Below are 26,549 nucleotides of genomic sequence, written 5' to 3' on the forward strand. Positions count from 1 at the left end.
GGAAATGGATGGGAGTCCGTTCTCGATGGTGACGGTACGGCTGAGACGGGCGGACACGATGGTTGTGCGACTGCCGGCGCAGTTGGACTACGACAACGCCTCCGACGTCGGCGCCGCGTGCGAAGGCTGGATCCGTCAGGGCTGCACGACCCTCGTGCTGGACGCCGCCGAGGTGCAGTACCTCGATTCCTCGGGCGTCAGCATGATCATCACGCTGTCGCGCGTGCTCGGCAGCCATGCCGGCACCCTGCGCGTCGCCGCCCTCAGCGACCACTACCAGCAGGTGTGGCGCCTCCTCGGCGTCGACGCCCTGCTCCCCGTCTTCCCGACAGTGAACGCCGCGCTGAGCGGGCCCATCACAGGCGAACGCGCCGGTACTTCGGAGTCACTCGGCCATACCTGACAGCAGGACCGTGAAACGGCATGGGGACGAGCCACCGAACTCCGTGCCGGCGCCGAGCAGGTCCCAGAGCATCTCGGCTGCCCGAGCCACCGCCCCACCTGCCACAGCGGAGCGGACGCCCCCAGCCACCATCGGGTCACGACGTCGACGCCACCGGCCAGCTGCCGACATGCCGTTCGGCGTCCTGGATCGAGGTGTCCGCCAAGTCCAGGCACTCGACCTGTGCCGCGACGGCCGGCTCCTGCTCCACACAGACGGCATGCGGGGCAGGAGCGACAGGCGGACATCGGCCTTCCCGGCCGCCTGCGCGACACCGCCGGCGGGCCGGGCCGCATGTCGGACTCTCGGGGCGGGTCGGCGGTCGGCGGCCGCGGAAGCCGTCAGCTGTTCACGCAGCAGGAGCCCTCCACGGGTCAGCACAGCGTGGGTCGTGCGCCACAGCGCCGTCGCTCACGGCTGCCAATTCCTCGATCTTGGGCATGCGTGGATCAGTGATCTTCACCCGCTGCCCAGGAGGAAGCCCGGATGACCGTACCGACGCGCCCTGTTCGCCGTGCACGTGGAGAACGACGGTTCGATCTGCGCGCAACCGCTGTGTTCTTCGCACTGTTGGCGATCGTCTTCTGCGTCCTGGCGTTCTTGGTGCGCACCGCGGCAGGCATCGTCGAGCGTCGCCCCTCGTGGGTCGTTGTCCTGGCCCTGCTCGGCGTCGCGGGCGCTTTGCCGTCCTGGTCCGGGTGGCGCAGGGCGTCTGTCACGCGCTGTGCCGCCCGGGCCGCCCGGGCACTGGAGGAAGCAGCCGAGACGGTGTCCGACGAACTGCGCGACACGGTGGTGGTGGAAGCCGGCCGGCCGACGGCACAGGTCGGCGGACCGACAGAGCACGTCGCTGACGCCGTGTCGACAGCCACCGACGCCTGCTTGGCCGACTACGCCGCGCTGGACCCCGACGGTTTCGAGCGAGCCGTAGCCGACCTGTGCGCCGACAACGGCTGTCGCGAGGTGGAAGTGGTGGGAGGCGCGGGCGATCTGGGAGCGGACGTCGTCGCGGTCACTCCGGACGGACGGCGCCTGGTCGTCCAGTGCAAACAGTACGGCGACACCCACAAGGTCGGCTCACAGGACGTGCAGCGTTTCGGGGGCACCTGTTTCGCCGTTCACGGGGCCGATGTCGCGGCGCTCGTCACGACGAGCGAGTTCACGGAACCTGCAAGGGAGTACGCGCGGCAGTGCGGAATCGTCTGCGTGGACGGCCCCGGACTCGTGGAATGGTGCCACGGCACCGGCCCGAGCCCGTGGCAGCCGACCGGCACCGAGTCCTGAGCCCGCCTCGCCCGCCACATGGAAGGCGGCGACGTGGGCACCAGTGATCACACTCCGAGGTCCGGAGAGGAGATCTTCGTGCACAGGGTAATGCGCAAGGGAAAGTGGATCACCGGTGGCGAACGGGAGAAACTGGCGGAACTCTTCGCCGCGGAGTACGAGCAGGGGCGATCGATCCGGGCCATAGCCGAGGCACACGGCCGGTCCTACGGCTTCGTGCATCGCGTGCTCACCGAAGCGGACGTAACGCTCAGGGCGCGCGGGGGCGAAGCGCGCACCGGCACCGCCCGGCGGGCGCGGTGACGACCACCCAGGCCGCGCGGCATCGTCGAGTCCCTGCGGCAGGAGCAGTGCATACGGTGACCCCGCGGGGGCACACGGGAGTCGCCGGGCCCGGTCGAACGACGGGCCTTTCCAGAGAGGTTGACGCTGCGCTGCTGCCCGCAGAGAGGGAACGGCGTGCACGTGCCGGCCCACTTCGCCGACGCCCGTCTCCGACATGACCTGCAGCCCACCGGCCACTCGAGCCGGGACCTGGAAGACGCCTCGCACAGGCTGTGCGTCATGACCAGTACCCAGTCGGTGGACCACGCTCCTGCCGCCGCCGACGCTCTCCTGGAACAGTTGCGCGCGGACCGCCGTGCGCCCGGTGAGGCCATCCGGATCCTGACGGCCTGACCGGCGGAGCGTCCGCACGGACCGCGCTGTCGGCGGCGTAGGCGGCACGAACAACCGCCGTCGAGGGTGTGGCCGGGTGCTTCCACGAAGCCGTCGGTGAGACAACACCGGGGTGGATCCGGGCCTCTGCGCCGACGGCTGCTCCACGGCTTCCGGCCGCTGATCGTCCGCTGGAACAGCGGGCCGGCGTCCACGCGGCGTTGCGCGGGCAGGACGCCCCGGCGGGCGCCGCGTGTCGACGGAATTCAGCCCGGGCGTCCTCGGACGGCGGGCGTCCGCCCCCATGAGGCCAGGGCCCTCAGGAACGCGCTGCGCCCGCGGTCCGGCACCGTCCAGAGTGTCTGCCCCCTCACCCCCCAGCCCTCCAGCAGAACATTGGCCGCGAGGAAGCCGCTCGTGGCCGCCCGTTCCATGAGCGCCACGGGCAGACCCGTGCGGACCAGGTCGCCGGCCATCACCAGTCGGGGGTGCGGGGTGCGGACGGTGGGGCGGTCGCCGTAGCCGCCCACCGGGAACAGGGGGCAGTCGTCGTGCCACTCGTGGCGGGCGTCCAGGATCGTGGCCGTGCGGGTCTCCGGGTAGACGCGGTGCAGTTGGTCGAGGAGGCGCTTTTGTTCGACGTCCCGGGCGACTCCGGCCGGAACGGCGTAGGCGTGCAGTTCGACGACGGAGCCGCCGGTGCGCGCGCTCCAGCGGGCCGCATCGTCCTCGTAGCGGTCCAGCACGCTGATGTTGTCCAGGGTGCCGAAGCCGCTGGTGCCGAGGAAGCCGGGCCGGGCGGATGCGACCGGCCGGTCCAGCCACAGGCGGCTGACCAGGAAGGGCGGGGCGGCGCGCAGCCGTCCGATCCGCTCGCGCCAGGGCGCGTCGCCCAGATGTCCGCTGCGGGCGACCAGCGAGCGCAGCCCCACGGTGTCGAGGGCGAGGACGACCGCGTCGTGTCGGCGCTCGTCCCGGTCGGAGGCGACCACGAGGGCGCCGTCCGGGAGGGGCGCGATGTGCTCGACGGCCGTGCCGGTGCGCATCTCGGCGCGATGCCGGGTCAGATAGTCGGCGAGCGGGTCCCACAGGGCGGCCGGAAAGGGCCCGCGGGGTACGTCGAAGAGCAGTCCTTCGGCGGAGCCGAGGAAGTAGATGTGGAACATCAGCGCCATCTCGGCCGCCGACAGCTCCCGCGGATCGGCGAAGAAGCTGCGGGAGAACACCTCGAAGGCGAGGTGCCGGGCGCTTTCGGGGAAGCGCACGGCGTCCAGGAGATCGTGGGCGCTGGTGCCGTCCAGACGGTCGTACACCTGCGGCACGCGCACGTCGAGCAGGGGCAGGGCCGCCGCGGGCTTCATGGCGCGCAGGTCCGCGAGCCGGAAAGAGGGGCTGAGCGCGACGAAGCCGAGCGCGCTGAGCGGCGGTGTGCGCGGAACGTGCCGGAAACTGTCGTGCAGGCCGTCGGCGTGGAGCAGCGGGTAGTCCGCAAGGCCGGTGAGCCGCTCCAGGCGAGGGTCGGTGCGGCGGAGCAGCCCGCGCAGGTTGTAGTACTGGCGGAAGAAGGCGTGGAAGCCGCGGCTCATGGTGACCGTGGTGCCGTCTCGCAGCTCGGTCGGCCATCCACCGACCCGGCCGCCGAGGTACTGCCGCTTCTCGTACAGGGTGACGGACACCCCGCGCTCGGCGAGCACGGTGGCGGCGGCCAGGCCGGCGACACCCGCGCCGATCACCGCGACCGACGGCGGGGTGCCCTGCACCCGTGGGGTACCGGGCCGGGCAGGCAGGAACCGGGCCCGCCGGTCGCGTCCCCGCCGCGCGGCGCCCTGGCACGGGGTCCTCACGCGTCCTCCCCGTGGTCGTGTGCCCGGCGTGCGACGAACGTGTGGGCGATGCCCGTCTGCCAGCCCGGCAGCGGCAGGGCGCGGACCTGCTCGAAGCCGGTCGCGTCGAGCCGCCGCGCGAAACGCCCGGCGGTGTCGAACTCCACCACGCTGCGCCACAGGTGCCGGTACAGCGGCCCGTCCCCCAACAGGGTCGCAACGGGCTGCACGGCACCGCGGCACACCAGCGTCCACACCGCGCGGTCGGCGCGCCGCCCGCGGAGGGTGTATTCGTGCACGCCGAGTCGGCCGCCCGGCCGCAGCAGGGCGCACACGGCGGCGAGGACGGCGTCCGGATCGGTGACGTTGCGGAAGAGGTAGGCCGCGAACACGGCGTCGAAGGGGCCGCTCACCCCTGCCTCGGACAGCCGCTCGGCGGGAGCGTGCACGAAGGTCACCCCGTCCGCCCACGGTTTGGCCACGGCCCGCCGAAGCATGCCGGCCGAGGCGTCCACGGCCGTGATGTCGGCGGCGGGCAGGACGGACCGCAGCGCGGCGGTGGAGGCGCCGGTGCCGCATCCGAGATCCAGCAGGCGCAGCCCCTGCCCGTGCCCGGGCAGGCCGAGCCGGCGCACCGAGCGCCGCAGGTGGGAGTGGTAGCCGGGGTTGGCGGCCACGAGCGTGTCGTAGGTGCGGGAGGCGTGGTCGAAGGCGGCGGCGAGGTGCTCGTCGCGCAGGAGCGTCATGCGGTCTCCGTCGGGGGGAGGTGCGGGGAGGTCGGGTCGGGGTCGGGAAGCGACCCGGTGGGGGGAGGCGTGACCGGAAGCGGTGACGGGGGCAGGTCGAAGGGGCGGCGGGGCAGGCGGGGCAGTTCCAGGGCGGAGCGCAGCATCGGGCCGACGGGCGTGCTCAGACCGATGGACAGGTCCTCCCGCAGGCGGGTGCTTCCGTCGAGGAAGCGCAGCAGCCGTGCCATGGGCACGCGGGCGAACAGGCGGCTGAACAGTTCCGGTCCGTCGGCCCGGCCGCTGTCCAGGGCGCGCAGCAGGACGGCGTCCATGGCGCGGAAGCGCGCCGGGTGGGCGGCGGGCGGCATCGGGCGGCGCCCACGGCGCAGGGCGTCGGCAACGGCCCTGGTCTGGCGCTGCAACCCGGCGAAGGTGTAGCCGGTGGCGGGCCGGGTCGCACCTCCGGCGGCGCCGATGCGGAAGACCGAGGCTCCGGTCTGCCGGGGGATCGGCGCGTCGGTCATCGGGATGACGCCGGTCTCGGTGGCCAGGACCTGCCGTTCGCCGAGCCGCAGCACCTCATCGGCGTAGTGCCGTACGGCGGCCTCGTACTGCTCTGCCGTGAGGGTGCGCGGGGAGAACTCGGTGTACTCCACGAGCGCCTCGAACGGCCCGGTCGGCAGGACGTAGCCGAAGGACAGGCCGTGGGCGGGCTGCGGGGTGCGGAAGTCCATCAGCTCCACGACGGCCGGGTCGAAGGCGGGCCGGGCGGTGCGCACGAACCAGCCGTGGAAGTGCTGCAGCAGGGTGGTGCGGGCGGCCGGAAGGCTGCCAGGGGGGCGGGAGTCGAGCACCCAGCGGGCACTGAGGACCCGCGCCCGGCCGTCGGAGTCCCTCAGGTGGACGTGTGCGCCGCCCGGCACGTCCTCCACCGCGCCCACGGTCGCTTCGAGGCGCCGCACGTTGGGGCTGCGGGCCAGGTCCCGGGCCACCAGGCGCTCGAAGTCGTCGGAGCGGATCATGCGGTACCGCAGGGGGGCGACGTCCCCCTCGACCGGGGCGCCGGTGCGCGGGCGCACCCTCAGCAGCCGCCACTCGGCACGCACCGCCGCGTCGAACCGTCCTCGGTCCGCCGTCCAGTAGCACCAGGTCCGCGGAGGCGGCCGCAGCGGGCCGGGCGGCGCGTCCACCAGCACCACGGAGGGTGTCCGCAGGCCGGGAACGCTCCCGGCGAGCCGGTGGGCCAGCGACAGCCCGGCTGCGCCCGCACCCACGACGGCCACGTCCGCCTCCGGCACGGCGTCTCCCTTCCTCGGCGCTCTTCCGATCCGCTCTGGATGCAAACTCGCGGCGGCGGGAGTTCCTGTGACGGTGACGAACCCCGTACCGGCAGCGAGGGAGCACGGAGCCGCCCCCGATGCCCCGGCCCGTTCTTCCGGATTGTGTACCCCGACGGATGCAGGGCACCCCCCTCGCGGCGAGCGGCGGAGCGCCGGAGACGGCACGGTGGAGGAGCGGTTGCCCTGTGGTCGCGGCGATCGCGTGGGGCGTCGGCGCATCCGTCCGCGCCGCCCAGACCGAAGCAGACGGGTGACGGGAACGACGGAGACGGATACGACGGAGGGAACCGGGATGCGTCCCACCCAGGTGAAGGACCGCCCTGCGACGGCGCCGCCGCGGCCGATCGCGGCGGTGCCCGTGGCGTCACTTCCGCGCAGGCCGGTGGCCGGCGACCGGGACGGACACGACGACAGTGCGGAGCTGTGCCCCGGGCCGAGCGGGCCGCTTCCGGTCGGTCCCGCCGAGGTACGGCGGATCGACACGGACGTGCCCGGCGCCGTCGGCCGGATGCTCGACGAGGTGCTGGCGGAGCGCCTGCGCCGCGCTCGGTCGGCGGATCCCCTGTTCGCCGAGGAACTGGCCGAACGGGTGACGCGTTTGGACGAGGTGCGGGACGTGCTGGTCGCGACGGGGGCGCGCGCCACCGTGGAGGCCAAGATCGACCGGCTCGCCGCACAGGGGCTGCGGCACTTCGACGGCGCCGTGCTCGACGCGGAGGGCGCCGGGCCGCTGCGCGGTCTGTTGCTCACGAGGGCCGGGGTGCGGCCGGACGGGGATGCCGCCGTACCTCTGCGACCCCTGCACCATCCGCACGTGACCCGTGCCTGCGGCAGTGAGGGGACCGGCCGGTGACGCGCACCCTGCCCGGTCCCACGGGCCACGTGGTGGTCGTGGGCGCCGGACTCGCCGGGCTGTCGGCGGCCTTGCACCTGCTGGGTGCCGGGCGCCGGGTCACCGTCGTCGAGCGTGACGAGCTGCCCGGCGGGCGCGCCGGACGCCTCGACCTGGCCGGCTACCAAATCGACACCGGGCCGACCGTACTGACCATGCCCGACCTGGCCGACGAGGCGTTCGCCGCCGTCGGCGACAGTCTGCACGAGCGGGTCGATCTGCTTCCCCTGCACCCGGCGTACCGCGCCTGTTTCGCGGACGGCAGCAGCCTCGACGTCCACACCGGCGCGGACGCGATGGCCGCGGAGGTGGAGCGGTTCGCCGGGTCGGCCGAGGCGGCGGGCTACCGTCGGCTGCGCGACTGGCTTCAGCGGCTGTACCGGGCTCAGATGCACCGGTTCATCGACGTCAACTTCGACTCACCGCTCGGCCTGCTCACCACCGACCTCGCCCGGCTGGCGGCGCTGGGCGGCTTCGGCCGCCTGGACGCCCGTATCGGCCGTTTCCTGAACGACGAGCGGCTGCGCCGGGTGTTCTCCTTCCAGGCCCTGTACGCGGGCGTGCCCCCGGCGCGGGCGCTGGCCGCCTACGCGGTCATCGCCTACATGGACACCGTCGCCGGCGTGTACTTCCCCCGGGGCGGCATGCACGCTCTGCCGCGAGCGATGGCGGAGGCCGCCGCCGAGGCGGGCGCCGAGCTGCGGTTCGGGCAACGGGTGACCCGCCTGGAGCGCTCGGGCGAGCGGATCACGGCCGTCGTCACCGACACCGGCCGCGTTCCGTGCGACGCGGTCGTCCTCACCCCGGACCTGCCCGTCGCCTACCGGCTGCTCGGCCGCCGGCCACGCAGACCGCTCGCCCTGCGCCACTCCCCGTCCGCGGTCGTGCTGCACGTCGGCACGGACCGCACCTGGTCCCACCTCGCCCACCACACGATCTCGTTCGGCGCGGCGTGGCACACCACGTTCGACGAACTCACCCGAGCCGGCCGGCTGATGAGCGATCCGTCACTGCTCGTCACCCGTCCCACCACCACCGATCCCGGCCTCGCGCCGCCGGGCCACCACCTGCACTACATCCTCGCCCCCTGTCCCAACACGGACATCGGCCCTGACGCGGCAGCCTGGTCCGACCTCGGCCCGCGCTACCGGGACACGCTGCTGCGGGAGCTGGAGCGGCGCGGGCTGGACGGTGTCGAGGCCGCCATCAAGGAGGAGTGCCTGGTGACCCCGGCCGACTGGCACGCCCGGGGGCACGCCGCCGGAACCCCCTTCTCGGCCGCTCACACCTTCGCGCAGACGGGACCGTTCCGGCCGCGCAACCTGGTGCGCGGCACGGAGAACGCGGTCCTGGCCGGCTGCGGCACCACGCCCGGCGTCGGTGTGCCGACCGTCCTGCTGTCGGGGAAGCTGGCCGCGGTCCGCGTCACCGGCGTACCCGGGGGCCGGAACAACCGCTCGCGCCGCTCCGGGACCGCCGCCCTCCCCCACCGGGCCGGCGTCCCGGCTCCCGGGCGCCTCCCGGGCGGGTCCGACCCCCCGGTCCTCGGGCCGGAGTCGGCGGCCTCGCCACGAGCGTACGCACCCCGCACCGGGCTTGCCGTCACGCAGGAGCCGCCGACCTCCGCACCGGACTCCCCGGCCGCCGCACGGCGGCCCGAAGCGCCAAAGAGCCCTGCGGCCGCCCCCACGGCCCGCGCGCCCGAAGGCAGGACAGGATGACCGATCGAGAGTTGGACGCGGCGGGGATCACCGCCCCGGCCCTGCGCGCGGCCTACCGGCACTGCCGCGCCCTCAACGCCCGGCACGGCAGGACCTACTTCCTGGCCACGCGGCTGTTGCCCGTCGAGCGGCGGCCCGCCGTGCACGCCCTGTACGGCTTCGCCCGCTGGGCCGACGACATCGTCGACTCCCTCGACCCCGGCGCCGGAGCGGATGTGCGGGTGCGGGCGCTGACCCGGCTCCAGGAGGAGCTGGAGGAGGGGCTGCGGCGGGGCGCCAGCGGCGAGCCTGTGGTGCACGCTCTCGCCGACACCGCGCGCCGTTACGCCATCGACCGTGCCCACTTCCGGGACTTCATGACCGCCATGCGCTCCGACCTCGTCGTGACGGCCTACCCCACCTACGCCGACCTGCGCGCCTACATGCACGGATCGGCCGCGGTGATCGGGCTGGAGATGCTGCCGGTGCTGGGCACGGTGGTGCCGCTGGAGGAGGCCGCACCGTACGCCTCGGCGCTCGGTGTCGCCTTCCAGCTGAGCAACTTCCTGCGGGACGTCGGCGAGGACCTGGACCGCGGGCGCGTCTACCTGCCCGCCGACCTGCTCGCCGGTCACGGCGTGGACCGGGAGCTGCTCGCCTGGAGCCGTGCGACGGGCCGCCCGGAGGGCCGGATCACCGCCGCGCTCAGGGAGTTCGAGGCACTGACCCGCAGCGTCTACCGGACGGCGATGCCCGGTGTCGAACTGCTCGAGCCAGTGGCACGGCCCTGCATCCGCACCGCGGCCGTCCTGTACGGCGGCATTCTGGACGCCGTCGCCCGCGACGGCTACGCCGTGCTGCACCGGCGGTCGGTGGTGCCGCGGCGGCGCAGAGCGGTGGTCGCCGCCGACGGGCTGGTCCGGGTGACGGCGGCCCGGCTGCGTGCGCGGACCGCCCCCGGTCACCGGTCGCCCGCCCGCGCCCTGTCCCCGGCCGCGCTCCCGCCCGCGACGGGCGTCCGCTCCGCCGAGGGGGTCGCGTGAACCGCCGTCGCCTGCCGCTGTCGCTGCGCCGCCACGCCGTGCCCTGGGAGGATCAGCGGCCCACCTGGCCCGAGGCGCGGCCCGGGCTGATCGCCGACGCGCTGAAGCGGGCGCAGGGCCGCCCGTCCGGGAACTGGTACGTCGTCGGTGCCTCCCGCGCTCTCCGAGGGGACGGCAAGCTGGCGCGGACCGTGGCGGGGCAGGAGATCGTGGTGTGGCAAGGGCCCGACGGGCACCCCGTCGCCGGACCGGGGATCTGCCCGCACCTGGGGGCACCGCTGCGGGACAGCCCGGTGCGCTGCGGCACGCTGGTGTGCCACTGGCACGGGCTGGCCCTGGACGGCGGCCCGTACGCGGGCTGGTCACCGCTGCCGGTGCACGACGACGGGGTGCTCGTGTGGACGCGGCTGGACGCGGTGGGCGGCGAGGAGCCGCTGGACGCGCCGGTCGTACCGCGGCGGCCCGATCCCACCCGCGCCCTGACGGCCGTCCACACCGCCGTGGGTGTCTGTGAGACCGAGGACATCGTGGCCAACCGGCTCGATCCGTGGCACGGGGCATGGTTCCACCCCTACTCGTTCGTCGACCTGACGGTGGTGGACGCACCCGGCGGCTCGGCGCACGACGGCTCGGACGCCCTGACCGTGGACGTGTCCTTCAAGGTGGCGGGACGTCTGGTCGTGCCGGTCCGTGCCGTCTTCACCGCGCCAGAACCGCGCACGGTCGTCATGCACATCACCGAGGGAGAGGGCGCGGGCTCCGTCGTCGAGACCCATGCCACGCCGCTCGACGCGGACAGGACCGGCCGGCCCCGAACCGCCGTCATCGAGGCCGTGGTGGCCGCCTCGCACCGTCCGGGCTTCGCCGCCGCCCGCCGGGCCGCACCGCTGCTGCGTCCCCTGGTCCGCGCAGCGGCCGGGCGGCTGTGGCGGGACGACCTGGCCTATGCCGAGCGACGCTGGCAGCTGCGGTCCACGGGCCGCTTTCCGGGCTGAGCGGCGCGTTCCCCCTTCTCCACGGTCGAGGTCCTCGCCGACGTGTACGGCTGGAGGCGCGACAGGATGCCTGCACCCGCGTCCCGAATCCCGAACCCGGCCGACGCGCGAGGGCGTTGCGCGTCCGCGAGAACCAACCCGTTCTTCCCCTGGTGCAGACGGACGCGACAGTACGTGCCCTCGCGGTGTGCCGCCGGAGCGCGGTGCGGCTCCCCTCCGTGACCGGGCCGTCCGCCGTGCCGTCCTCGACCGGTGACCGCCCGGTCGAGGACCGCCTCGGCAGGCCGCGCTCGGGACCGGTGCGATTCGGCCCGCCGTGCCGCTGCCCGACGCGTCGAGTCCGGGAAGGATCAGGTGTTGCGGCGGGCGATCGAGGCGTTCAGTGCGGTGGCGAATACGCACCACGCCGCATAGGGGATCATGACCCGGGCGGCGGTCGGGTCGGTGCGTCCCGTCCGGCGCAGCAGGTCGACGTTGCTCAGGTCCAGCAGCAGCGTGCCGGCCAGCCCGGCCGCCGGGCTGCGTCGCGCGAAGAACAGCCGGCTCCAGCCGGCGTTCAGTGAAAGGTTCACCGCGAGGCTCGCGCCGAGCGCGGTCCGCTCGCGGCGTGTCGTCGTCGTGCCGAGGGCGTGTCCGGCCGACCAGGCGAGCGACGCGTACAGCGGCGTCCACACGGCGCCGAACGCCCACGGCGGCGGTTGCCAGGGCGGCTTGCGCAGGGCGGCGTACCAGGCGCTGCCGGGGTCCACGGCTCTGGCTCCGGTGAGGGCGGTGGCCGTCACCGCCGCCGCGGCGACGCCGTAACGCCGCCACCCCTGGGACCGTCGTCCGACGCGGCCGCCTTTGCTGACCAGGTTCATGCTCCACGGTTTCCCGGTCGACGGGCATCCCTCACGTCCCCGCCAGGTCTGTCGCCGGGTCGGCGGGCTCACTGCGCACCACCCCGCACGTGCACGTCACACCCGGCCATGCGCGGCAGCGCGCCACACCCGGCGGCCGAGACCGCCCGGCTGGTCTCGGCGCTCTGTCCGGCCACAGCCTCGGGCAGGCCGGCCCGCACCGCAGGAGCGGTACGCGTTCGTCGACTCATCCGGCGGTGCACAGCGCGCGCAGCGCGTCCACCGCCTGGGCGAGTCCGGTCGGTCTGAGAACGCCGGCAGGCTGGGTGCGACTCCAGCCAGGGCCGCCCAGGAGCAGCGTCGGACCACGCCGCGTCCCCTTCATGCCCCAGCGCAGCCCGGCGACGTGCCGGACCAGGGCCGGAGCAGCCCGTGTGTGCCAGGGACAGGACGAGGGGGCCCAGCGACGATGGACCGCCTCCAGGCCGCCCGCGTCGCCGGCCGCGAAACGCAAGGCGAGATCGCGTCGTAGTCGACGCCGAGGGCCACCAGGAAGACGAACCCGTACCGCGGCACGGAGGCGTCGGTGCCGCTGAAGCCGAACAGGTCGCGGAAGACCAGCGCCGCCACCCCGAGGGGCGCGGTGAGGTTGAGGGCGACGGTCAGCACCAGCAGGACGGGCACGGCGAGAGAGCGCAGCAGCAGCGCGAGGATGACCAGGATGACGGCGAGCACCACCGGGACGATGACGGTACGGTCGCGTTCGGCCGCGCGCAGGGTGTCGTACCGTTGCGCGGTGCAGCCGCCGACGAGCGCATCAGCGCCAGGCAGCGCATGCAGCGCGGTCCGCGACCGGGCCACCCTGTCGCGGGCGGCCTGCGTGTCCGGTGCCGCCTTCCCGGTTGCCTCGAATCTGACACGGCCGTCCACGACAGGCCGTTCCTCCGTGGGGCGTCCGTCAGCGCCGCTTGTGGCGACCGCCGCGTCGCCGGGAGCGTCGTGCACGGCGCGCTCCACGCCGGAAGCGGAGGCGGCGTCAGTGAGGATCACCACGGGGGTACCCGCTCCGGCCGGGAAATGCCGCGCCAGTGTCTGCTGGGCGGCGACGGACGGCACGTGCCGTACGAACGTCTCGTCCAGCGGCACGCCTCGCGAATCCAGGGTGAGGGCGCCCACCGAGCAGACGAGCAGTCCGGTCAGGGCGAGCGCCCACACCCGGCGCGGTGCCCGGTCGACCAAGCGGGCGACGCGCTGCCACAGTCCGGTGGCACCGGCCCCGCTTTCGGGCCCGGCCGGCCAGTAGGCACGGCGGCCGAGGAGGGCGAGGACGGCGGGCAGGAAGGTGAGCGCGCTCAGCACGGCGCAGGCGATCCCGACGGCACCGACCGGCCCGGGGGCCCGGTTGTTGGTCAGGTCGCCCAGCAACAGGGCGAGCAGACCGAGGGCGACGGTGCCGGCACTGGCCAGGACGGCCGGGGCCGAGCGGCACAGCGCGGCGCGCGCGGCGTCGTGACGTTCCCGGCCCGCGGCCAGTTCCTCCCGGCACCGGGCAGTGACCAGCAGCGCGTAGTCCGTCGCGGCGCCGATGACGAAGATCGACAGGATGCCCTGCACCTGCCCGTCGACGCGCACCAGGCCGTGGTCGGCCAGCGCGTACACGACTGCACAGGCCAGTCCCAGGGCGAACACCGATCCAGTGCGATGCTGCGCACGTCCCGGTCGAAGGGACGCCCGTCGAAGTTCCGCTCGACGAAGTACTGCTGCAGTTCCGGACGGATGCGCCCCATGAGGAAGCGGAGATGGCCGAGGACGGGATAGTTGTGCAGCACCGAGTGCCGGCGCTGCAGCAGGTCCCTGGCGCCGAGCGCGCCCAGGAACGTGAGCGGCAGGGCCGCGAACCACCAAGCGGGCGAGCGGGCGACCGCCGCGGCCAGGGCCCCGAGAGCAGCCAGCAGAGTCAGGACGACGATTACGACGCGTGTCACCCCTCGCGCATTGCCCGGTTGCCGCCCGTCATGCACGCCGACCCGGCACAGGTGTCCATCCGCTCAGGTCTGCCCCGGACGAACCGGGGCAGGCGAGCCGGTGCGGACGCGCACTCCGCGCGGAAACCGATTCCTCGCAGACATACCGAGCAGACATACCGAGGTGAACCATGACGCAGGATCTGACCCCGAAGTACACCGTCCCCGGCATCGAGCGCGAGGCGGCCGGCCGGCTGATCGGCCTGCTGCGGCTGCGCCTGCACGCGCTGAACGATCTGCACCTGACACTCAAGCACGTGCACTGGAACGTGGTCGGGCCGCACTTCATCGCCGTCCACGAGATGATCGACCCGCAGGTGGAGCGGGTCCGTGACATGGCCGACGACGTGGCGGAGCGCATCGCCACGCTCGGCGGCGTAGCGCCGGGAACGCCGGGAGCGCTCGTGGCCGAACGCACCTGGGACGACTATTCCATCGGCCGGGCCGACGCCATCGCCCATCTCGGTGCCCTCGACCTCGTCTACACGGGCGTGATCGAAGGCGTGCGCGCCGCGATCAAGGAGGCGGGCGGCATCGACACCGCCACCGAGGACCTTCTCATCGAGCAGCTGCGCGACCTGGAGCAGTTCCAGTGGTTCGTGCGGGCCCACCTGGAAAGCGCGGGCGGCACGCTCGCCACCGGACAGGCCCGGACCGAGGAGGAGGCCGCGGCCAAGGGCGCCGAGCTGGGCTGAACATCCCCTGCACCCACGGCGGCCGTGCCTGCGACCACGGTCGGGCACGGCCGCCGACCGTCGTCGGCACGCAGGATCGCACCTACGGCGCCGGCCACCTGGGCGCAGGTCCGATCCGTCGCGTGTCGCCGCGTTCCCCGTCCTCGCCGGCCAGGTGCCGGAACGGAGACAGGCTCTCCTCCGCGAAGGAGGACATCGGGCGCAGCTCGTCGAGTACCGGGCCTTCGATGACCGCGTTGACCGGCGGCGCCTTGCCGGGTCTCGTGTGACTGCGAGCCACCGGACAACTGTCGGACGAGTCCGGACCGCTCCCCGGTACGGGCACCGGGGACGGTCAGGACCTGGATCATCAGCCGGGAGGCTGTGTGGTCGCGGACGCGGAGCCGGTGATCGCTGCCGGTCGGTGCGTGGCAGGTTTCGCCAGCTCGACGTTGAACTGAGCCCCGATCAGGAGCGCGAGGTTGGAAAGCCATAGCCAGATGAGGAAGACCACCACGCCTGCCAGCGAGCCGTACAGGCGGTAGTAGGTGCCCACATGCGAGGCGTAGCCGGTGAAGCCCAGCGAGACGGTCAGGAGGAGCACGATCGCCAGGCCGCCGCCCGGTGCCATCTTCCGCACCGGTCGCGAGCAGGCCGGGCCCGAGCGGTAGAGCACCAGCACCAGGGCGCCCGCGACTGCGGCCAGGACAGGCCAGCGCACTGTGTCCCACGCGGTCTGGGGCACGGTGCCCAGGTTCAGCGCCCGGCCCACACGTCTGGCCAGGCTGCCACTCACCAGCAGCGCGAGGGTGGTGGTGACCAACAGGGTGATCAGCACCATCGCCGTGATGATGATGCGTGGTGCGGTGCGCCACACCGGCCGGTGCGCGCTGACATGGTGGATCGCGTGCAGAGCCCTGCGAAAGACGCTCAGGTAGCTGCAGCCCGACCACAGGGCCCCGACGACACCGAAGAACACCAGCATCCACGCCGCGGACGACTGACCGGCCATGTCCCGGAGAGCGCTGCGCAGCAGCCCGCGGGAGGTGACCGGCACGGCACCCGTCATCCGGTCGATCACCTCAGGTGTCGTCGTGGGCATGATCAACCCGAGGACCGAGAGGATGACCAGGAGTACGGGGAACAGAGCCAGGACCGCGTAGTACGTCAGGGCGGCCGCCCAGTCCATGACGTCGTCGTTCCAGATGGAAACCGGTGTCCGGCGCAGCGCCACCCACCACCTGTACCGCCGGCCGTCAGCATGCCGCATCACCGCAACGCCCTCCCCACGCACCCGTCACCGACTCGCGCCCGACTGTCCGTCCCCCTGCGGTGAGTCCCCCCGGGCGACTCGAAGCCGGGGAGCCGCGCGATCATGCCTACGGAGGCGGGCCACGGCCCGATCAGCCACGACCCGCCTTCGTCGGCACGCCGCTCAGTCCGCGAGGATGTCCTTCGCCGCGTCCTTGGCCTTCTCCCCCGCCTGCCTGACGTCGCCCTCGACCTGGTCGGCCTTGCCCTTCGCCTGCAGCCGCTCGTCGCCGACCGCCTTGCCGACCGCTTCCTTCGCCTTGCCCTTGATCCTGTCGCCGGCGTTGCCGGCCTTGTCCGCACCGCTCACCGAGCCGTCCTCTCCACGCTCACGCTCGTCGTGTCCCAGCTCCTCTACCCGCGCCGCCCCGGGTGATGTCCCCGTCATGGCCGGACCGCCCGCACGACGGCCGTCGACGACACCACCTCGCGCGACCTGCCCGGCCCGTGCGGAACGCCGACTCACCGGCCTTCGCCTGGCACCGCCACCAGCCCGGGCTGGGCAAGGCGTGCATCGACGTCGGCCGGAGCCCCGCCCTGGACGGTGGCGTCGCACGAATGGTGAAGCCACCGGTGTGACGTGCCGCCGGCGGACCACCAGCGCCCCATGCCGCCCCGGCACGCGGCGGCGTCAGCCGCAGTGGTCGCTGCCGGAGGGCGGCCGTCGGCGCCGTTGGTTCCCTCCGGCAACGCCCCTACGGCACGGACGCGCACGGACGCGGCGGCCCTCACTTCCAGCGTGCCGTCGGTGCCCTGCCGCACCCAGGACCAGCGCCATGGCCGGCGCACCGGCGTCCGGGCGCAGCCACTGCAGCACACCCGCCGCCACCGACGCCGCGGCCGACGTCCGCCACCACCGGGTGCCGCGGCTCCTGCCGCAGCCGCGCAGCGACTCACCGTCCCAGGCAGCCCTCACCATGGCCCGGGCCCCGCCGTCCCCACCGGTACCAGAGCGGTCAGGGCCGCCGCAGGGCCGTGCATCCAAACGATGGGCAGCGCCCGGTCGGCCGAGGCCCGGGCCGACTCGGTCTCGGTGACCCACCCGTTCTCGCCGCCGGGCACCGTTCACGCTCGGACGTCCGTGACGTGGCCAGACACAGCCGGCTCGCCGGTGGCCGGCAGGCGCCGTCCGGGTGAACGTACGGGACAGCGGCAGGAAACCCCAGTGGACGTCGACCTGCCCCTGAGCGCACGCTCGACACGGCCTTGCGTCACAATGACGGAGTCAAGGGGGAGTCCGCGTCGACTTCAGGGCCTGGTGGCGGAGTGGGGCGAAGTGAAGGGTCGTGATCGCAATACTCGGATTCGTCATGCCTGTAGCCGCGTTTTGCGGGTATCCGGGCGGGACGAAGACCGGCGCTTCGGAACGTGAGGCGATCTGCGTGGACCCGGCTGGGCATGATGAGAGCCAGCAGCCGCTCGTAGGGCGTCCGATATCGGTGTCCGCCGCCTTCGAGGGCGGTGAGGAGATCGCCAAGGCTCGTGACCTGGCCCGTACCTTCCTGACGGATGTGCAGGCGGTGCATGGTCTGCCGGTGTCCAGCCGTGCGATGGGCATGGTTCAGCTGGTGGTGAGCGAACTGGTGACCAATGCCCGGAAGTACGCGCCTGGCCCGTGCCTGTTGACGCTGGAGATCGAGAACGGGGCTGTCCTGGTGGGCGTGTGGGACAGCGAGACGGCTCTACCGGCCGTCCTGGCGCCCGATCCGAGCCGCGTCGGACAGCACGGACTCGAGATTGTGATGGCGGTCTGCCAGAGCTTCACCGTTCAGCGGGAGCCGGTGGGCAAGCGCATCACGGCCGCGGTGGTGCTGGCCGACGATCCCGGTGGAGACGCGGTCGGTCACCAGCCGATGTGACCGAGCGACGCGGCCGACCGCCGGCCGTGACCCACCCCTCGCGAAGTCGGCGGCGTCGTGTCGTTGCGGACGGGTGTGCCGTTGCCCAGCGGCCCCGGGCCGTACAGCCGTCCGTCATCAACCCCACGCGCCGCTTCCCCGGTGATCCGAGGCTCCCGGTCGCATCGGCCGGTGTACCCGGCCCCGCACGTTCCACGCCCACCGGCCGGGGCCGCCCGGCCTTCCTGGCGGCCCCCGCCGAGCGGTGGACCTGGTCATGGCCTTAACCTGCCGCCATGACTGACACCACCACTCCCACACCACGTCAAGCCTTCGAGATGCTGCTGGCCGGCAACGACCGGTTCGCCGTCGGCACGCCCGAGCACCCGAACCAGGACGCCGCCCGCCGCGCCGAGATCGCCCCCGGCCAGCAGCCCTTCGCCGTTCTGTTCGGCTGCTCGGACTCCCGCCTGGCCGCCGAGATCATCTTCGACCGCGGGCTGGGAGACCTCTTCGTGGTGCGCACCGCCGGCCACGTGATGGGCCCGGAGGTGCTGGGCAGCATCGAGTACGGCGTGAGCGTGCTGGGGTGTCCGCTGGTGGTGGTCCTCGGCCACGACGCATGCGGCGCGGTCGCCGCCACCCGGGCGGCAGTGGACGGGGGAGCCACCGCCGACGGATTCGTCCGCGACGTCGTCGAGCGGGTCACCCCCAGTGTGCTGGCCGCCCGTGCCGCCGGCGCCAGCAACGACGCGGACTTCATTGCCGAGCACGTGCGCGCGACCGTGACCCTGCTCACCGACCGCTCCCGGGTGCTGGCCGATCAGGTCGCCGCCGGACGGACGGCCGTCGTGGGCCTGTCCTACCGTCTGGCCGACGGCCGCGCCCAACTGGTAGCCACCCACGGCCTCGACCTCCCGGCCGACGAGCAGGCCACCGTCGCCTGACCGCCCGCACGGCCCGCTTGCGGGTGCAGGGCGCCGACGGGCGTCGCGCTGGACTGCGCCGGCGCGCTCACGCGCTCACCGGGGACCGTTCGGACGGGGCGCCCGGCGACCGGGGCAGCGCGGTGGGCGAAGCGTTCGGCAGCGGCAGGCCGGCGCGACATCGACGGCCGGGACCTGCCCCGGCGCAGGCCGGCGGGATGGAACTGCCGTCTCAGGCTCAGGACGGATGACTGTGCCGTGCTGATTCGGCAGAGTGATCTCTTGCTCCTGTTCCTTGCGCGAGAGGTACGCCGGTGTCCGTGTTGCTGCTGAACGACGACGATGTACGGACTCACCTTGATGCTCCGACTGCCGTCCGTGCCGTGCGGGACGCCCTGTCGGCGGCGCATGAGGGCCTGCTTCATGCGCCGCCGCGGGTCCATGCCGACCTCGGCGCTGGTCACCTCGTGTTCACAGCGGGACATCTGCGCACGGAGAAACTGTTCGGCTTCCGGGCCTACGACACCCTCGTCGGGGCGGAACAACTGGTGGCTGTGTGGGGCTCCGACGACGGGCGGCTCCGGGCCGTGGTGCACGGCGATGAGCTGGGTGCTCGGCGCACCGGCGCGATCGGTGCCGTAGCGGTGGACGCCGCGGCAAGGCCCGGCCCCGTACGGCTCGGGCTGGTGGGCGCGGGAACGCACGCGTGGACTCAGCTGTGGGCGATCCGTGCCGTGCGGAAGGTGGTGGAGGCCACGGTGGCGGCCCGCAGACCGGAACGCGCGCAGGCGTTCGCCCGGCGCGCTGCTGACGAGTTGGGGATCCGGGTACGGGCGGTCCGTGCGGTGGAGGAGGCCGTGCGCGATCACGATGTCGTGGTCGTCGCCACGAACAGCGCGGTACCCGTGCTGGATCCCGAGTGGATCGCGCCGGGAGCGCATGTGACGACACTGGGTCCGAAGACGGTTTCGCGCCATGAAGTGCCGACGGCCCTGGCAGACCGGGCCGACGTGATCATCACCGACTCCCTCGCCCAGGCGGCCGCCTACGCCGAGCCCCACATCCTCCCCATCGAGCGGATGATCGACCTGGGCGCCGTCCTGACCGGAACGGCGGCAGGCCGGACCAGGCCCGAGGAAATCACCGTCTTCTGTTCCGTCGGTCTCGCCGGCACCGAGGTTGCTGTCGCCGCCGCTCTGTGGGAGGAGGTGCACCCATGACAACGCAGTCACGGTGCAGGCTCCGCAGAATCGACGTGGCACCCAGGCGAACGACGTCCCTGACCTGATCACTCCCCCTGCACGGTCAGGACCGGAGGCCGGGCGCTGCCGGCATGCGCTGGGTCGGCTACGGGCATGTCCTGTCTCGGCCACCAGCCCGTCGCCCCGCAGCGCGGAGTGTGTCTCGTCCATGGGCGGCACGAGCCGACGAACGTGACCCATGCCGAAGAATGATCACGCCCCGGCCGGCCGGGTGAAGAACCCGCTCGACTGTTTCGGGACGGGGTACAAGGAGACTCCGGACCCGAGGAGTTGGTTCCCATGCCGCATGGCGGAGCCCCGCAGCACCGTTCGTCCGGGCCGGTCTTTCCCGGCGGGACGAGAAGGGCGGGCGTTCGCCCGGCGCGTACTTCTTCCACTCGCAGCGGGCCCGCCCTCCGGGCCGCGACCGAGACGACGGAGCAGGAGCACCCTCCCCGACGCACGAGGTGGTGAGACTCGATGAGAAGACGCAGGAAGCGCCAAGGCGAAGACACGGTCCGTCTGGAGGTGTGCGACCTCTGCGCGGGGACCTTCCCGGAAGACGAGGCGGTGCGCGGATACGTGCCCGATTCCTCGTCCGTCGGCCTGCGAAACGACTGGTTCGACGGCCTGCGGCTCATCACGGCATGCGGGCCGGAGCACTTCGGGGTGATGCAGGAGGTCCACCGGTGCAAGCCCTTCGTGCAGGAGGAACTCTGGGCGGCGAACATCACGCGTTCCCTGATGGGCAGCCCGCCCGCGCTCACCCTCGCGGAGCTGGGATGCCGGACCGGACTGCACGAACCGGAGATCAGGCGTGCCCTCGCCTGGCACAAGGAAAACAGCGGATGGCGGACAGCACGATGACGACATATCCCTGCCTGCGTTGCGCGAAGCCACTCCAACGCTCTGCCTCGGTGTGGCGCAGGCGAGAGCCATGAGTCTCCTGGAGCGCGCCGACGGCTTCCAGAGACGCCACCGCTGGGTCGGCCTGCCGCTCGCGGTCCTGTACAAGTTCTACGACGACCAGGCCTTGTACCTCGCGGCCCTCCTCACCTATTACGGCTTCCTCTCCCTGTTCCCCCTGCTGCTGATCCTGGTCGCCGTGCTGAGTACCTTCCTCAGCAACGATCCCGCTCTGCGCCAGCGGGTCATGGACTCGGCTCTGAGCAAGTTCCCGGTCATCGGCGACCAGCTCGGGCACAACATCCACTCCTTCCACAGCAGCGGGGCGGCACTGGCGGTAGGCATCGCCGGCAGCCTTTACGGCTCACTGGGCGTCGCACAGGCAGCGCAGTACGCCCTCAACAAGATCTGGGCGGTCCCCCGGCACGCACGCCCGGACCCGTTCCACTCGCGGCTGAAGGGCCTGCTGTTTCTCCTGATCATCGCCCTCGGACTGTGCGCGTTCACCCTGTTGTCGGTGGCGGCCTCACAGACCTTCCTGTTCGGTACGCGGCTGCGAGGGGGAACCCGGCTCGCCGCCACCGCCGGCTCAGTGTGCCTGAACGCCCTGTTGCTGCTTGCGAGTTACCGACTGCTGACGCACCGGACGCTGCCGCTGCGCCGACTGGTCGGCGTGGCGTTGGGCGGCGCCTGCGCATGGCAGGCACTGCAGTGGGGTGGTACCTACTACGTCAGCCATGTTCTGCACGGTGCCACCGCCACCTATGGCATGTTCGGCATCGTCCTGGGCCTGATCGCCTGGCTGTACGTCGGCGCCCTGATCTTCGTGACGACGGCCGAGGTGGGGGCCGTACGGGTCATGCGCCTGTGGCCACGTAGCCTGCTGACGCCGTTCACCGACCGGGTGCGCCTGAGCCCCGCCGACCGCCGCGCCTACCGGTTGTACGCCGCCACCGAGGCCTTCAAGGGGTTCCAGAAGGTCAGGGTGCGCTTCGAGGAGCCACCCCGGCCCCTGAACGAGGAGCCGCCCGACACGACGTGAGCGGGGCTGCCTGGGGGCCGAGCCTCCGAAAAGGCGGTCGCGGAGGGCCGCTCGGCCCTGGCGCACGAGGCATGCGGACGCCCCCGGATCAAGTGACCGCACGTAAGTCCGTCTTCCGGCGACGGCGCAGTACGCGCACCCGCCCAGGCTTTGCCCCTCGGCGATCCTCTCAGCAGGACCGGAATCCACCGTCCGACCGACGGGCAGGAGCACGTCGCCGTCGTCCTCGGCGCCGGACCGTCCCGCTGGTGCGACATCGCCCACCACACCAATCGGGTGTGCGTCAGGACCCACCACCGAGCCACTGCGGCGACGTCACACCGTCCTGCTCACGTCACTCACGGGGCACCTGCTCCCACCACCACGGCCTGCGCCGCTCGTGCCAAACAGCCCGTCGCAGCACAGGGTGCCTGCCATGTCCGGGAAGGCGTCGTGCGCGCCCGCCGTCGGCGGCCCGGTCGGCGAGACCGGCCCTCCGGACGGTGTTTCACACACGGATGGGGCCCGGCCGTACCCCGGCCGGGCCCCACAGCTGCATGCCGGTATGTGCCTGATGGCGGAATGCCGGTGTCTACCAGCGGTACCAGCGACCCCTGCGGCCTGCACCGTCCGCGCTTCGTACGACGAAGCCCAGCAGCCACACGATGAGCACGACCACCGCGATCCACCACAGCGCCTTCAGCGCGAAGCCCGCACCGAAGAGGATCAGAGCCAGCAGGAGAACCAGAAGCAGGGGAACCATCGTTATCAACCTCCTGGCCACCGGATGCCCTCACTTCGCCCCTACAAGCACACAAAATATGAGTTATTTCTCCACGATGCAGGGCACGCGCGCGTCGCACACCATTCCCCCTCCCCGCAACTCATGCACCACAGTCCACATGCGGACCATGTCTGCCGTCATGTGCACGGTCCCGGACCCGCTCGAAGGACCCGGAGTTCGAGGGAGAAGGATCAGGATCATCGAGCCCTCCACCTGCACGTCCGAGGACGCATCAGTCGAGCGAGCGACTGCCGGTCCGGACACCGGCGGCAGTGTCGATCGACGGCCGGAACAGGACCCGTGGCCGAGCCCGGCCACTGCGAAGCCGCACCGTACCCGGCCGAGACCGTGACACGCGCGGCAGCCGTACACATACGGAAACACGCACACCTCTCAGGCCGGGCCCGAAGCGGTGCTCGGCCACGGAGACACGGCCGGGGCACCGACCCCCGGTTGCGAGAGACACGACTGCTCACTTCGCCGTGTCCCTCGCCGGCGGCCCGCATGGCGCGGGCCGCCGGCGAGGCAGGGGTCAGTAGCGGGCGCCGACGGGGGCAGGGATGGCGTCGAGGTCCGCGAGATCGGCCTCGGACAGCTGGAGATCCGCGCCGCCCGCGTTGTCGGCAAGGTACTTCGGGGTCTTGGTGCCCGGGATGGGCACGACGTGCTCGCCCTGGGCGAGGAGCCAGGCCAGAGCCACCTGCGCCGGGGTGGCGCCGACGCGGTCGGCGACTGCGCGGACCTTGGCCGCGATGTCCAGGTTGGCCCGGAGGTTCTCCTGCTGGAAGCGGGGCAGGCGTCGCCGCTGGTCGTTCTCCGGCAGGTCGTCGAAGGAGCTGAAACGGCCGAGGAGGAAGCCACGGCCGAGCGGCGAGTACGGCAGCAGACCGATCCCGTGCTCCTTGCAGTAGGGCAGGACCTCGGCCTGGACGTCACGCGTCCACAGGGAGAACTCGGACTGCACGGTGTGGACGGGGTGGACGCCCTGGGCGCGCTGGATCTGCTCCACACTCACCTCGGACAGGCCCACGAACCGGGCCTTGCCGGCGGTGACGGCCTCGGCCAGGGCACCCCAGGTCTCCTCCAGGGGTACCTCCGGGTCGACTCGGTGGAGCTGGTAGAGGTCGATGTGGTCGGTGCCCAGACGGCGCAGGCTGGCGTCGACAGCGGCGCGGACGTGCTCGGGCCGGCCGTTGGGCTTCACCAGTGGGGCGCCACCGGGGCCGCCGGTGGGGTCGATGCATTCCATACCGACCTTGGTGGCGATCACCGCACGCTCGCGGCGGTCGGCCAGCGCCCTGCCGACGAGCTCCTCATTGGTGTAGGGGCCGTACACGTCCGCGGTGTCGATCAGGGTCATGCCCAGGTCGAGGGCCTGGTGGACGACCGAGATGGAGGTGGCTTCGTCACGCGGAGCGGTCATGTCGTAGGCGAAGCTCATTCCCATGGCGCCCAGGCCGATGACGCCGACCTGCGGGCCGTGGGTGCCCAGGGTGGTGTTGCGCATGCTGTGTTCTGCCTTCGTGCCGGAACGAAGGGCTGCCGGACCGCAGCCCGTGGACGGAAGCCGCCGGATCCACCGTCTTCCCGCGGTTCATCGACTGTCGCCGTCCCGAGCGTGCCGTGGCAGGCCGGAAGGTACCGGGGAGTGGCGTTCCAGGGAGTGATACGGCCCCCCCACAACTGCTGGTAGCGGTCACGGCACTGGCACACTGGCTGCATGAATGCCGACCAGCGCAGCAACGACCTGGCGGGATTCCTGCGAGCCCGCCGCACCCAGGTCACCCCCGAGCAGGTCGGTCTTCCCGCGGGGCCCGGACTTCGCCGCACCCCTGGACTGCGCCGTGAGGAGCTGGCCACCCTCGCCGGGGTCAGCATCGACTACTACACGCGCCTGGAACGCGGCAAGGAGACACGGCCCAGCCCCGCCGTGGTCGACTCCCTGGCCCGCGCGCTGCTGCTGCACGAGGAGGAGCACGAACACCTGCGCCGGCTGGCCGCGCGGGCCGCCCGCACCGCCCCCGAGCCACCTGCCGCGCCCAGTCGCACGGTGCGTCCCGGCGTGAAGCTCCTGCTGGAGAACCTGCGGCCCGGCCCCGCCTACGTCCTCAGCCGCACGCTGGACATACTCGCCGCCAACCCCGGCGGGCTGCACCTGTACGCCGGCATCGAGAGCTGGCCGGCCAAGCAGCGCAACCTCGCCCGCTACTACTTCCTGCACCCGGCCGCCCGCGATCTGTTCCCCGAGTGGGAGACGCGCATCCGGGGCTGTGTCGCGCGCCTGAGGGCCCTGGCTGGCACCGATCCGGACGCGCCCGACCTCGCTCAGCTCGTTGGCGAGCTCCTGTTGAAGAGCGCCGAGTTCGCCCGTCTGTGGGAGCGCTACGACGTTCGCGGGCATCGCCCCGGCACCAAGCACTTCCGCCACCCCCGGGTCGGAGACCTCACCCTCGGTTACCAGTCCATGCAGCTCGAGGGCACCCCCGGACATCGCCTCGTCGCCTACTACGCCGACGCCGGGAGCTTTGACCACGACGCCATGGTCCTGCTCGACAGGCAAGGCCTCGATGCACCTGTACTCGGTGGTCCTGCCGGGCCGGCGGAAGGTCAGGCCCCTCCCGTTCGTGATCCTGGGCATCCGGCCGAATCCCCGTAGTCGGCGAGCGCAGACGCCGGCTCGGGCTTTACACGGACCGTGAGACCCGATTCTCCCTCGGCGCATCGCCGGCATTGCGGGCGATGGCGGCGGTACCGGCAACGGACGGCGAGCCCGCCGTCCCGCACGGCCACGGCCGGGCGACGTCCGAGGCGGCGGTTGACCCCGCGCCCTTCAGGACGTGGCCTCTCGGGCATGCAACAACCCGCTTCTCGTCCGCTTCCCGCAGGGCGGGCACCCCGCGCCGGTAGGTCAGGCCCGTCACGCGCGTAGCATGACCATCGTGGAACTGCGCCAGTTGCGGTATTTCCTCGCGGTCGCCGAGGAGTTGAACTTCGGCCGCGCCGCCGCCCGACTCCTGATCGCCGGACCGTCGTTGTCCCAGCAGATCAAGGCGCTGGAACGCGACCTCGGGGTGCGCCTGTTCGACCGGGACCGCCGCTCGGTCACCCTCACCCCGGCCGGAGCGGCGCTCCTGCCGCACACCCGTGCCCTCCTGGACGACGCCGACGAACTCCGTCGTCTCGCGGCGAGGATCGCCGGCTCCGAGCCGGTCCGGCTCGGCCATGTCAGTTGGTTGCCCGCAGACCTCACCGCGCGGACCTCGCCCGTGGCACGGGTGCACGTCGATGCCTGGGTCGCGCCCTCGCACACACAGGCCGCCCGGGTCGCGGACGGCAGCCTTGATCTTGCGGTGTGCTGGGTGCGCCGGGAAGACCTGGCCGAGCGAGGGCTCAACCACCGGCTCATCGGCGCCGACCGCCTGTACGCGGTCTCGGTCGGACCTGACACGGCCGAGGTCCGTGCCCGGGACATCGTCGTGCTGCTGGACGACGACGCCACTGCCTGGCCTTCCTGGAACGCCTACGCCGAGCAACTGGTCCGCGACACCGGCGCCCGCGCCGTGCGCATTTCCGACGGCGGCATCACCGGGCCTGCGTTCTTCGACCACGTCCGCCGAGCGCGCCGACCGATCCTCAACTCACCGAAGGCCCAGACGGCCCCGCTCCCGCCCGATCTGGTCGCGCGTCCCGTGGTGGACCCGAAGGTCTACTGGACGTGGTCCCTGGTGTGGCGGAGCAGTGAGGCGCGGACCGTCGTCCTGAACACCGTCGACGCCCTGACGGACGGCCTCGGTGATCTCGGCGTACACGCTCCTGACGCATGGCTTCCCGACGACGATCCGAACAAGCAATAGGCGTCTGCCCCGCTGCGCCGGTTCGTGGCCGGTGACCTGTTCGTACCGCCGGGACCTGGGAACGGACCGATGGCCGACGGCTCCGTCGACGCCATCACCCGTGGTGCCTCCTGCGGCGCACCAGCACTGGTGTCACAGGAGGCAGAGCCTCTCAGCAGGGAGGAAGCCGGCCGTGGATCGGTCCCGGCGGCAGGTGTGGTTGGGAGCCCGTCCGGTAACCGGCGGCG

24 protein-coding genes and 3 pseudogenes are annotated in these 26,549 nt (G+C 72.5%); 16 read left to right on the forward strand and 11 right to left on the reverse strand.

What is annotated here, in order from left to right; all coding sequences use genetic code 11:
- Positions 1-58: 58 nt before the first annotated feature.
- The 4 genes and pseudogenes from AC5WRT_RS19955 to AC5WRT_RS19970 all read left to right on the forward strand — a co-directional run.
- Positions 59-403: an STAS domain-containing protein gene (locus AC5WRT_RS19955; RefSeq protein ID WP_496094029.1), complete on the forward strand. Its 345-nt coding sequence runs from the start codon at positions 59-61 to the stop codon at positions 401-403.
- Between the two features lie 525 nt (positions 404-928).
- Complete coding sequence (locus AC5WRT_RS19960) at positions 929-1,726, forward strand: restriction endonuclease (protein ID WP_496094030.1); 798 nt, start codon at positions 929-931, stop codon at positions 1,724-1,726.
- Between the two features lie 90 nt (positions 1,727-1,816).
- Positions 1,817-2,029: a helix-turn-helix domain-containing protein gene (locus tag AC5WRT_RS19965; protein WP_496094093.1), complete on the forward strand. Its 213-nt coding sequence runs from the start codon at positions 1,817-1,819 to the stop codon at positions 2,027-2,029.
- Positions 2,030-2,191: 162 nt separating this feature from the next.
- A pseudogene (locus tag AC5WRT_RS19970) lies at positions 2,192-2,287 on the forward strand (DUF5133 domain-containing protein); the annotation flags it as partial.
- Positions 2,288-2,649: 362 nt separating this feature from the next.
- Here AC5WRT_RS19970 and AC5WRT_RS19975 read toward each other — a convergent pair.
- From AC5WRT_RS19975 to AC5WRT_RS19985, 3 genes are read right to left on the reverse strand one after another with little or no spacing between them, the layout of a single operon-like run.
- Entirely contained in the window at positions 2,650-4,227 is a 1,578-nt protein-coding gene (locus AC5WRT_RS19975) for an FAD-dependent oxidoreductase (protein ID WP_496094031.1), read from the reverse strand.
- Positions 4,224-4,952, reverse strand: coding sequence for a methyltransferase domain-containing protein (locus tag AC5WRT_RS19980; protein ID WP_496094032.1), 729 nt, complete (start codon positions 4,950-4,952; stop codon positions 4,224-4,226). Before AC5WRT_RS19980 ends, AC5WRT_RS19975 begins: the two co-directional genes overlap by 4 nt.
- Positions 4,949-6,232: a lycopene cyclase family protein gene (locus tag AC5WRT_RS19985; RefSeq protein ID WP_496094033.1), complete on the reverse strand. Its 1,284-nt coding sequence runs from the start codon at positions 6,230-6,232 to the stop codon at positions 4,949-4,951. The genes AC5WRT_RS19980 and AC5WRT_RS19985 overlap by 4 nt, the downstream gene beginning before the upstream one ends.
- Before the next feature lie 334 nt (positions 6,233-6,566).
- Here AC5WRT_RS19985 and AC5WRT_RS19990 point away from each other — a divergent pair, with 334 nt between their 5' ends.
- From AC5WRT_RS19990 to AC5WRT_RS20005, 4 genes are read left to right on the forward strand one after another with little or no spacing between them, the layout of a single operon-like run.
- The gene (locus AC5WRT_RS19990) at positions 6,567-7,127 is read left to right on the forward strand and encodes a hypothetical protein (protein WP_496094034.1); all 561 of its coding nucleotides are present in this window, start codon (positions 6,567-6,569) and stop codon (positions 7,125-7,127) included.
- Positions 7,124-8,887 carry a phytoene desaturase family protein gene (gene crtI, locus AC5WRT_RS19995; protein ID WP_496100464.1) on the forward strand — a complete coding sequence of 588 codons (1,764 nt, stop codon included), beginning with the start codon at positions 7,124-7,126 and terminating at the stop codon, positions 8,885-8,887. Before AC5WRT_RS19990 ends, crtI begins: the two co-directional genes overlap by 4 nt.
- Positions 8,884-9,909: a phytoene/squalene synthase family protein gene (locus AC5WRT_RS20000; RefSeq protein WP_496094036.1), complete on the forward strand. Its 1,026-nt coding sequence runs from the start codon at positions 8,884-8,886 to the stop codon at positions 9,907-9,909. Before crtI ends, AC5WRT_RS20000 begins: the two co-directional genes overlap by 4 nt.
- A complete protein-coding gene (locus tag AC5WRT_RS20005) occupies positions 9,906-10,904 on the forward strand; it encodes a Rieske (2Fe-2S) protein (protein ID WP_496094037.1) in 999 nt (332 codons plus the stop codon). The genes AC5WRT_RS20000 and AC5WRT_RS20005 overlap by 4 nt, the downstream gene beginning before the upstream one ends.
- A gap of 350 nt (positions 10,905-11,254) precedes the next feature.
- On the opposite strand, the gene AC5WRT_RS20010 is transcribed toward AC5WRT_RS20005, so the two are convergent.
- The 3 genes and pseudogenes from AC5WRT_RS20010 to AC5WRT_RS20020 all read right to left on the reverse strand — a co-directional run.
- Complete coding sequence (locus AC5WRT_RS20010; RefSeq protein WP_496094038.1) at positions 11,255-11,764, reverse strand: TspO/MBR family protein; 510 nt, start codon at positions 11,762-11,764, stop codon at positions 11,255-11,257.
- 504 nt (positions 11,765-12,268) lie between these two features.
- Positions 12,269-13,438 (reverse strand): annotated as a pseudogene (locus tag AC5WRT_RS20015) (MMPL family transporter); the annotation flags it as partial.
- Positions 13,417-13,728: pseudogene (locus AC5WRT_RS20020) on the reverse strand (FMN-binding glutamate synthase family protein); the annotation flags it as partial. The pseudogenes AC5WRT_RS20020 and AC5WRT_RS20015, both read right to left, overlap by 22 nt.
- A gap of 170 nt (positions 13,729-13,898) precedes the next feature.
- On the opposite strand from AC5WRT_RS20020, the gene AC5WRT_RS20025 reads away from it, so the two are divergent.
- Positions 13,899-14,462 (forward strand): Dps family protein, encoded by a 564-nt coding sequence (locus AC5WRT_RS20025; RefSeq protein WP_496094039.1) that lies wholly within the window; start codon positions 13,899-13,901, stop codon positions 14,460-14,462.
- 82 nt (positions 14,463-14,544) lie between these two features.
- Here the strand turns inward: AC5WRT_RS20025 and AC5WRT_RS20030 are convergent, their stop codons facing one another.
- From AC5WRT_RS20030 to AC5WRT_RS20040, 3 genes are all read right to left on the reverse strand, one after another.
- The gene (locus tag AC5WRT_RS20030) at positions 14,545-14,742 is read right to left on the reverse strand and encodes a hypothetical protein (RefSeq protein WP_496094040.1); all 198 of its coding nucleotides are present in this window, start codon (positions 14,740-14,742) and stop codon (positions 14,545-14,547) included.
- 69 nt (positions 14,743-14,811) lie between these two features.
- On the reverse strand, positions 14,812-15,711 hold the full coding sequence (locus AC5WRT_RS20035; RefSeq protein WP_496094041.1) for a YihY/virulence factor BrkB family protein: 900 nt from the start codon (positions 15,709-15,711) through the stop codon (positions 14,812-14,814).
- Between the two features lie 165 nt (positions 15,712-15,876).
- A complete protein-coding gene (locus AC5WRT_RS20040; RefSeq protein WP_496100465.1) occupies positions 15,877-16,140 on the reverse strand; it encodes a CsbD family protein in 264 nt (87 codons plus the stop codon).
- 994 nt (positions 16,141-17,134) lie between these two features.
- Here AC5WRT_RS20040 and AC5WRT_RS20045 point away from each other — a divergent pair.
- The 5 genes from AC5WRT_RS20045 (at position 17,135) to AC5WRT_RS20065 (ending at position 21,705) form a co-directional block, all read left to right on the forward strand.
- Positions 17,135-17,611, forward strand: coding sequence for an ATP-binding protein (locus tag AC5WRT_RS20045; protein WP_496094094.1), 477 nt, complete (start codon positions 17,135-17,137; stop codon positions 17,609-17,611).
- Between the two features lie 275 nt (positions 17,612-17,886).
- On the forward strand, positions 17,887-18,537 hold the full coding sequence (locus tag AC5WRT_RS20050) for a carbonic anhydrase (RefSeq protein ID WP_496094043.1): 651 nt from the start codon (positions 17,887-17,889) through the stop codon (positions 18,535-18,537).
- 299 nt (positions 18,538-18,836) lie between these two features.
- The gene (locus tag AC5WRT_RS20055) at positions 18,837-19,736 is read left to right on the forward strand and encodes an ornithine cyclodeaminase family protein (protein WP_496100468.1); all 900 of its coding nucleotides are present in this window, start codon (positions 18,837-18,839) and stop codon (positions 19,734-19,736) included.
- A 501-nt stretch (positions 19,737-20,237) separates the two neighbouring features.
- Positions 20,238-20,624 carry a hypothetical protein gene (locus tag AC5WRT_RS20060; protein WP_496100466.1) on the forward strand — a complete coding sequence of 129 codons (387 nt, stop codon included), beginning with the start codon at positions 20,238-20,240 and terminating at the stop codon, positions 20,622-20,624.
- A gap of 70 nt (positions 20,625-20,694) precedes the next feature.
- Complete coding sequence (locus tag AC5WRT_RS20065) at positions 20,695-21,705, forward strand: YihY/virulence factor BrkB family protein (protein ID WP_496094046.1); 1,011 nt, start codon at positions 20,695-20,697, stop codon at positions 21,703-21,705.
- Positions 21,706-22,276: 571 nt separating this feature from the next.
- On the opposite strand, the gene AC5WRT_RS20070 is transcribed toward AC5WRT_RS20065, so the two are convergent.
- Positions 22,277-22,447 (reverse strand): hydrophobic protein, encoded by a 171-nt coding sequence (locus AC5WRT_RS20070; RefSeq protein WP_496094047.1) that lies wholly within the window; start codon positions 22,445-22,447, stop codon positions 22,277-22,279.
- A gap of 553 nt (positions 22,448-23,000) precedes the next feature.
- Positions 23,001-23,975, reverse strand: coding sequence for an aldo/keto reductase (locus tag AC5WRT_RS20075; RefSeq protein WP_496094048.1), 975 nt, complete (start codon positions 23,973-23,975; stop codon positions 23,001-23,003).
- Between the two features lie 213 nt (positions 23,976-24,188).
- On the opposite strand from AC5WRT_RS20075, the gene AC5WRT_RS20080 reads away from it, so the two are divergent.
- Both AC5WRT_RS20080 and AC5WRT_RS20085 read left to right on the forward strand, forming a co-directional pair.
- Complete coding sequence (locus tag AC5WRT_RS20080; protein ID WP_496094049.1) at positions 24,189-25,124, forward strand: helix-turn-helix domain-containing protein; 936 nt, start codon at positions 24,189-24,191, stop codon at positions 25,122-25,124.
- 274 nt (positions 25,125-25,398) lie between these two features.
- Positions 25,399-26,322, forward strand: coding sequence for a LysR family transcriptional regulator (locus tag AC5WRT_RS20085; protein ID WP_496094050.1), 924 nt, complete (start codon positions 25,399-25,401; stop codon positions 26,320-26,322).
- The last annotated feature ends 227 nt before the right edge of the window (positions 26,323-26,549 follow it).

This window comes from Streptomyces sp. NTD91 (assembly GCF_059510455.1).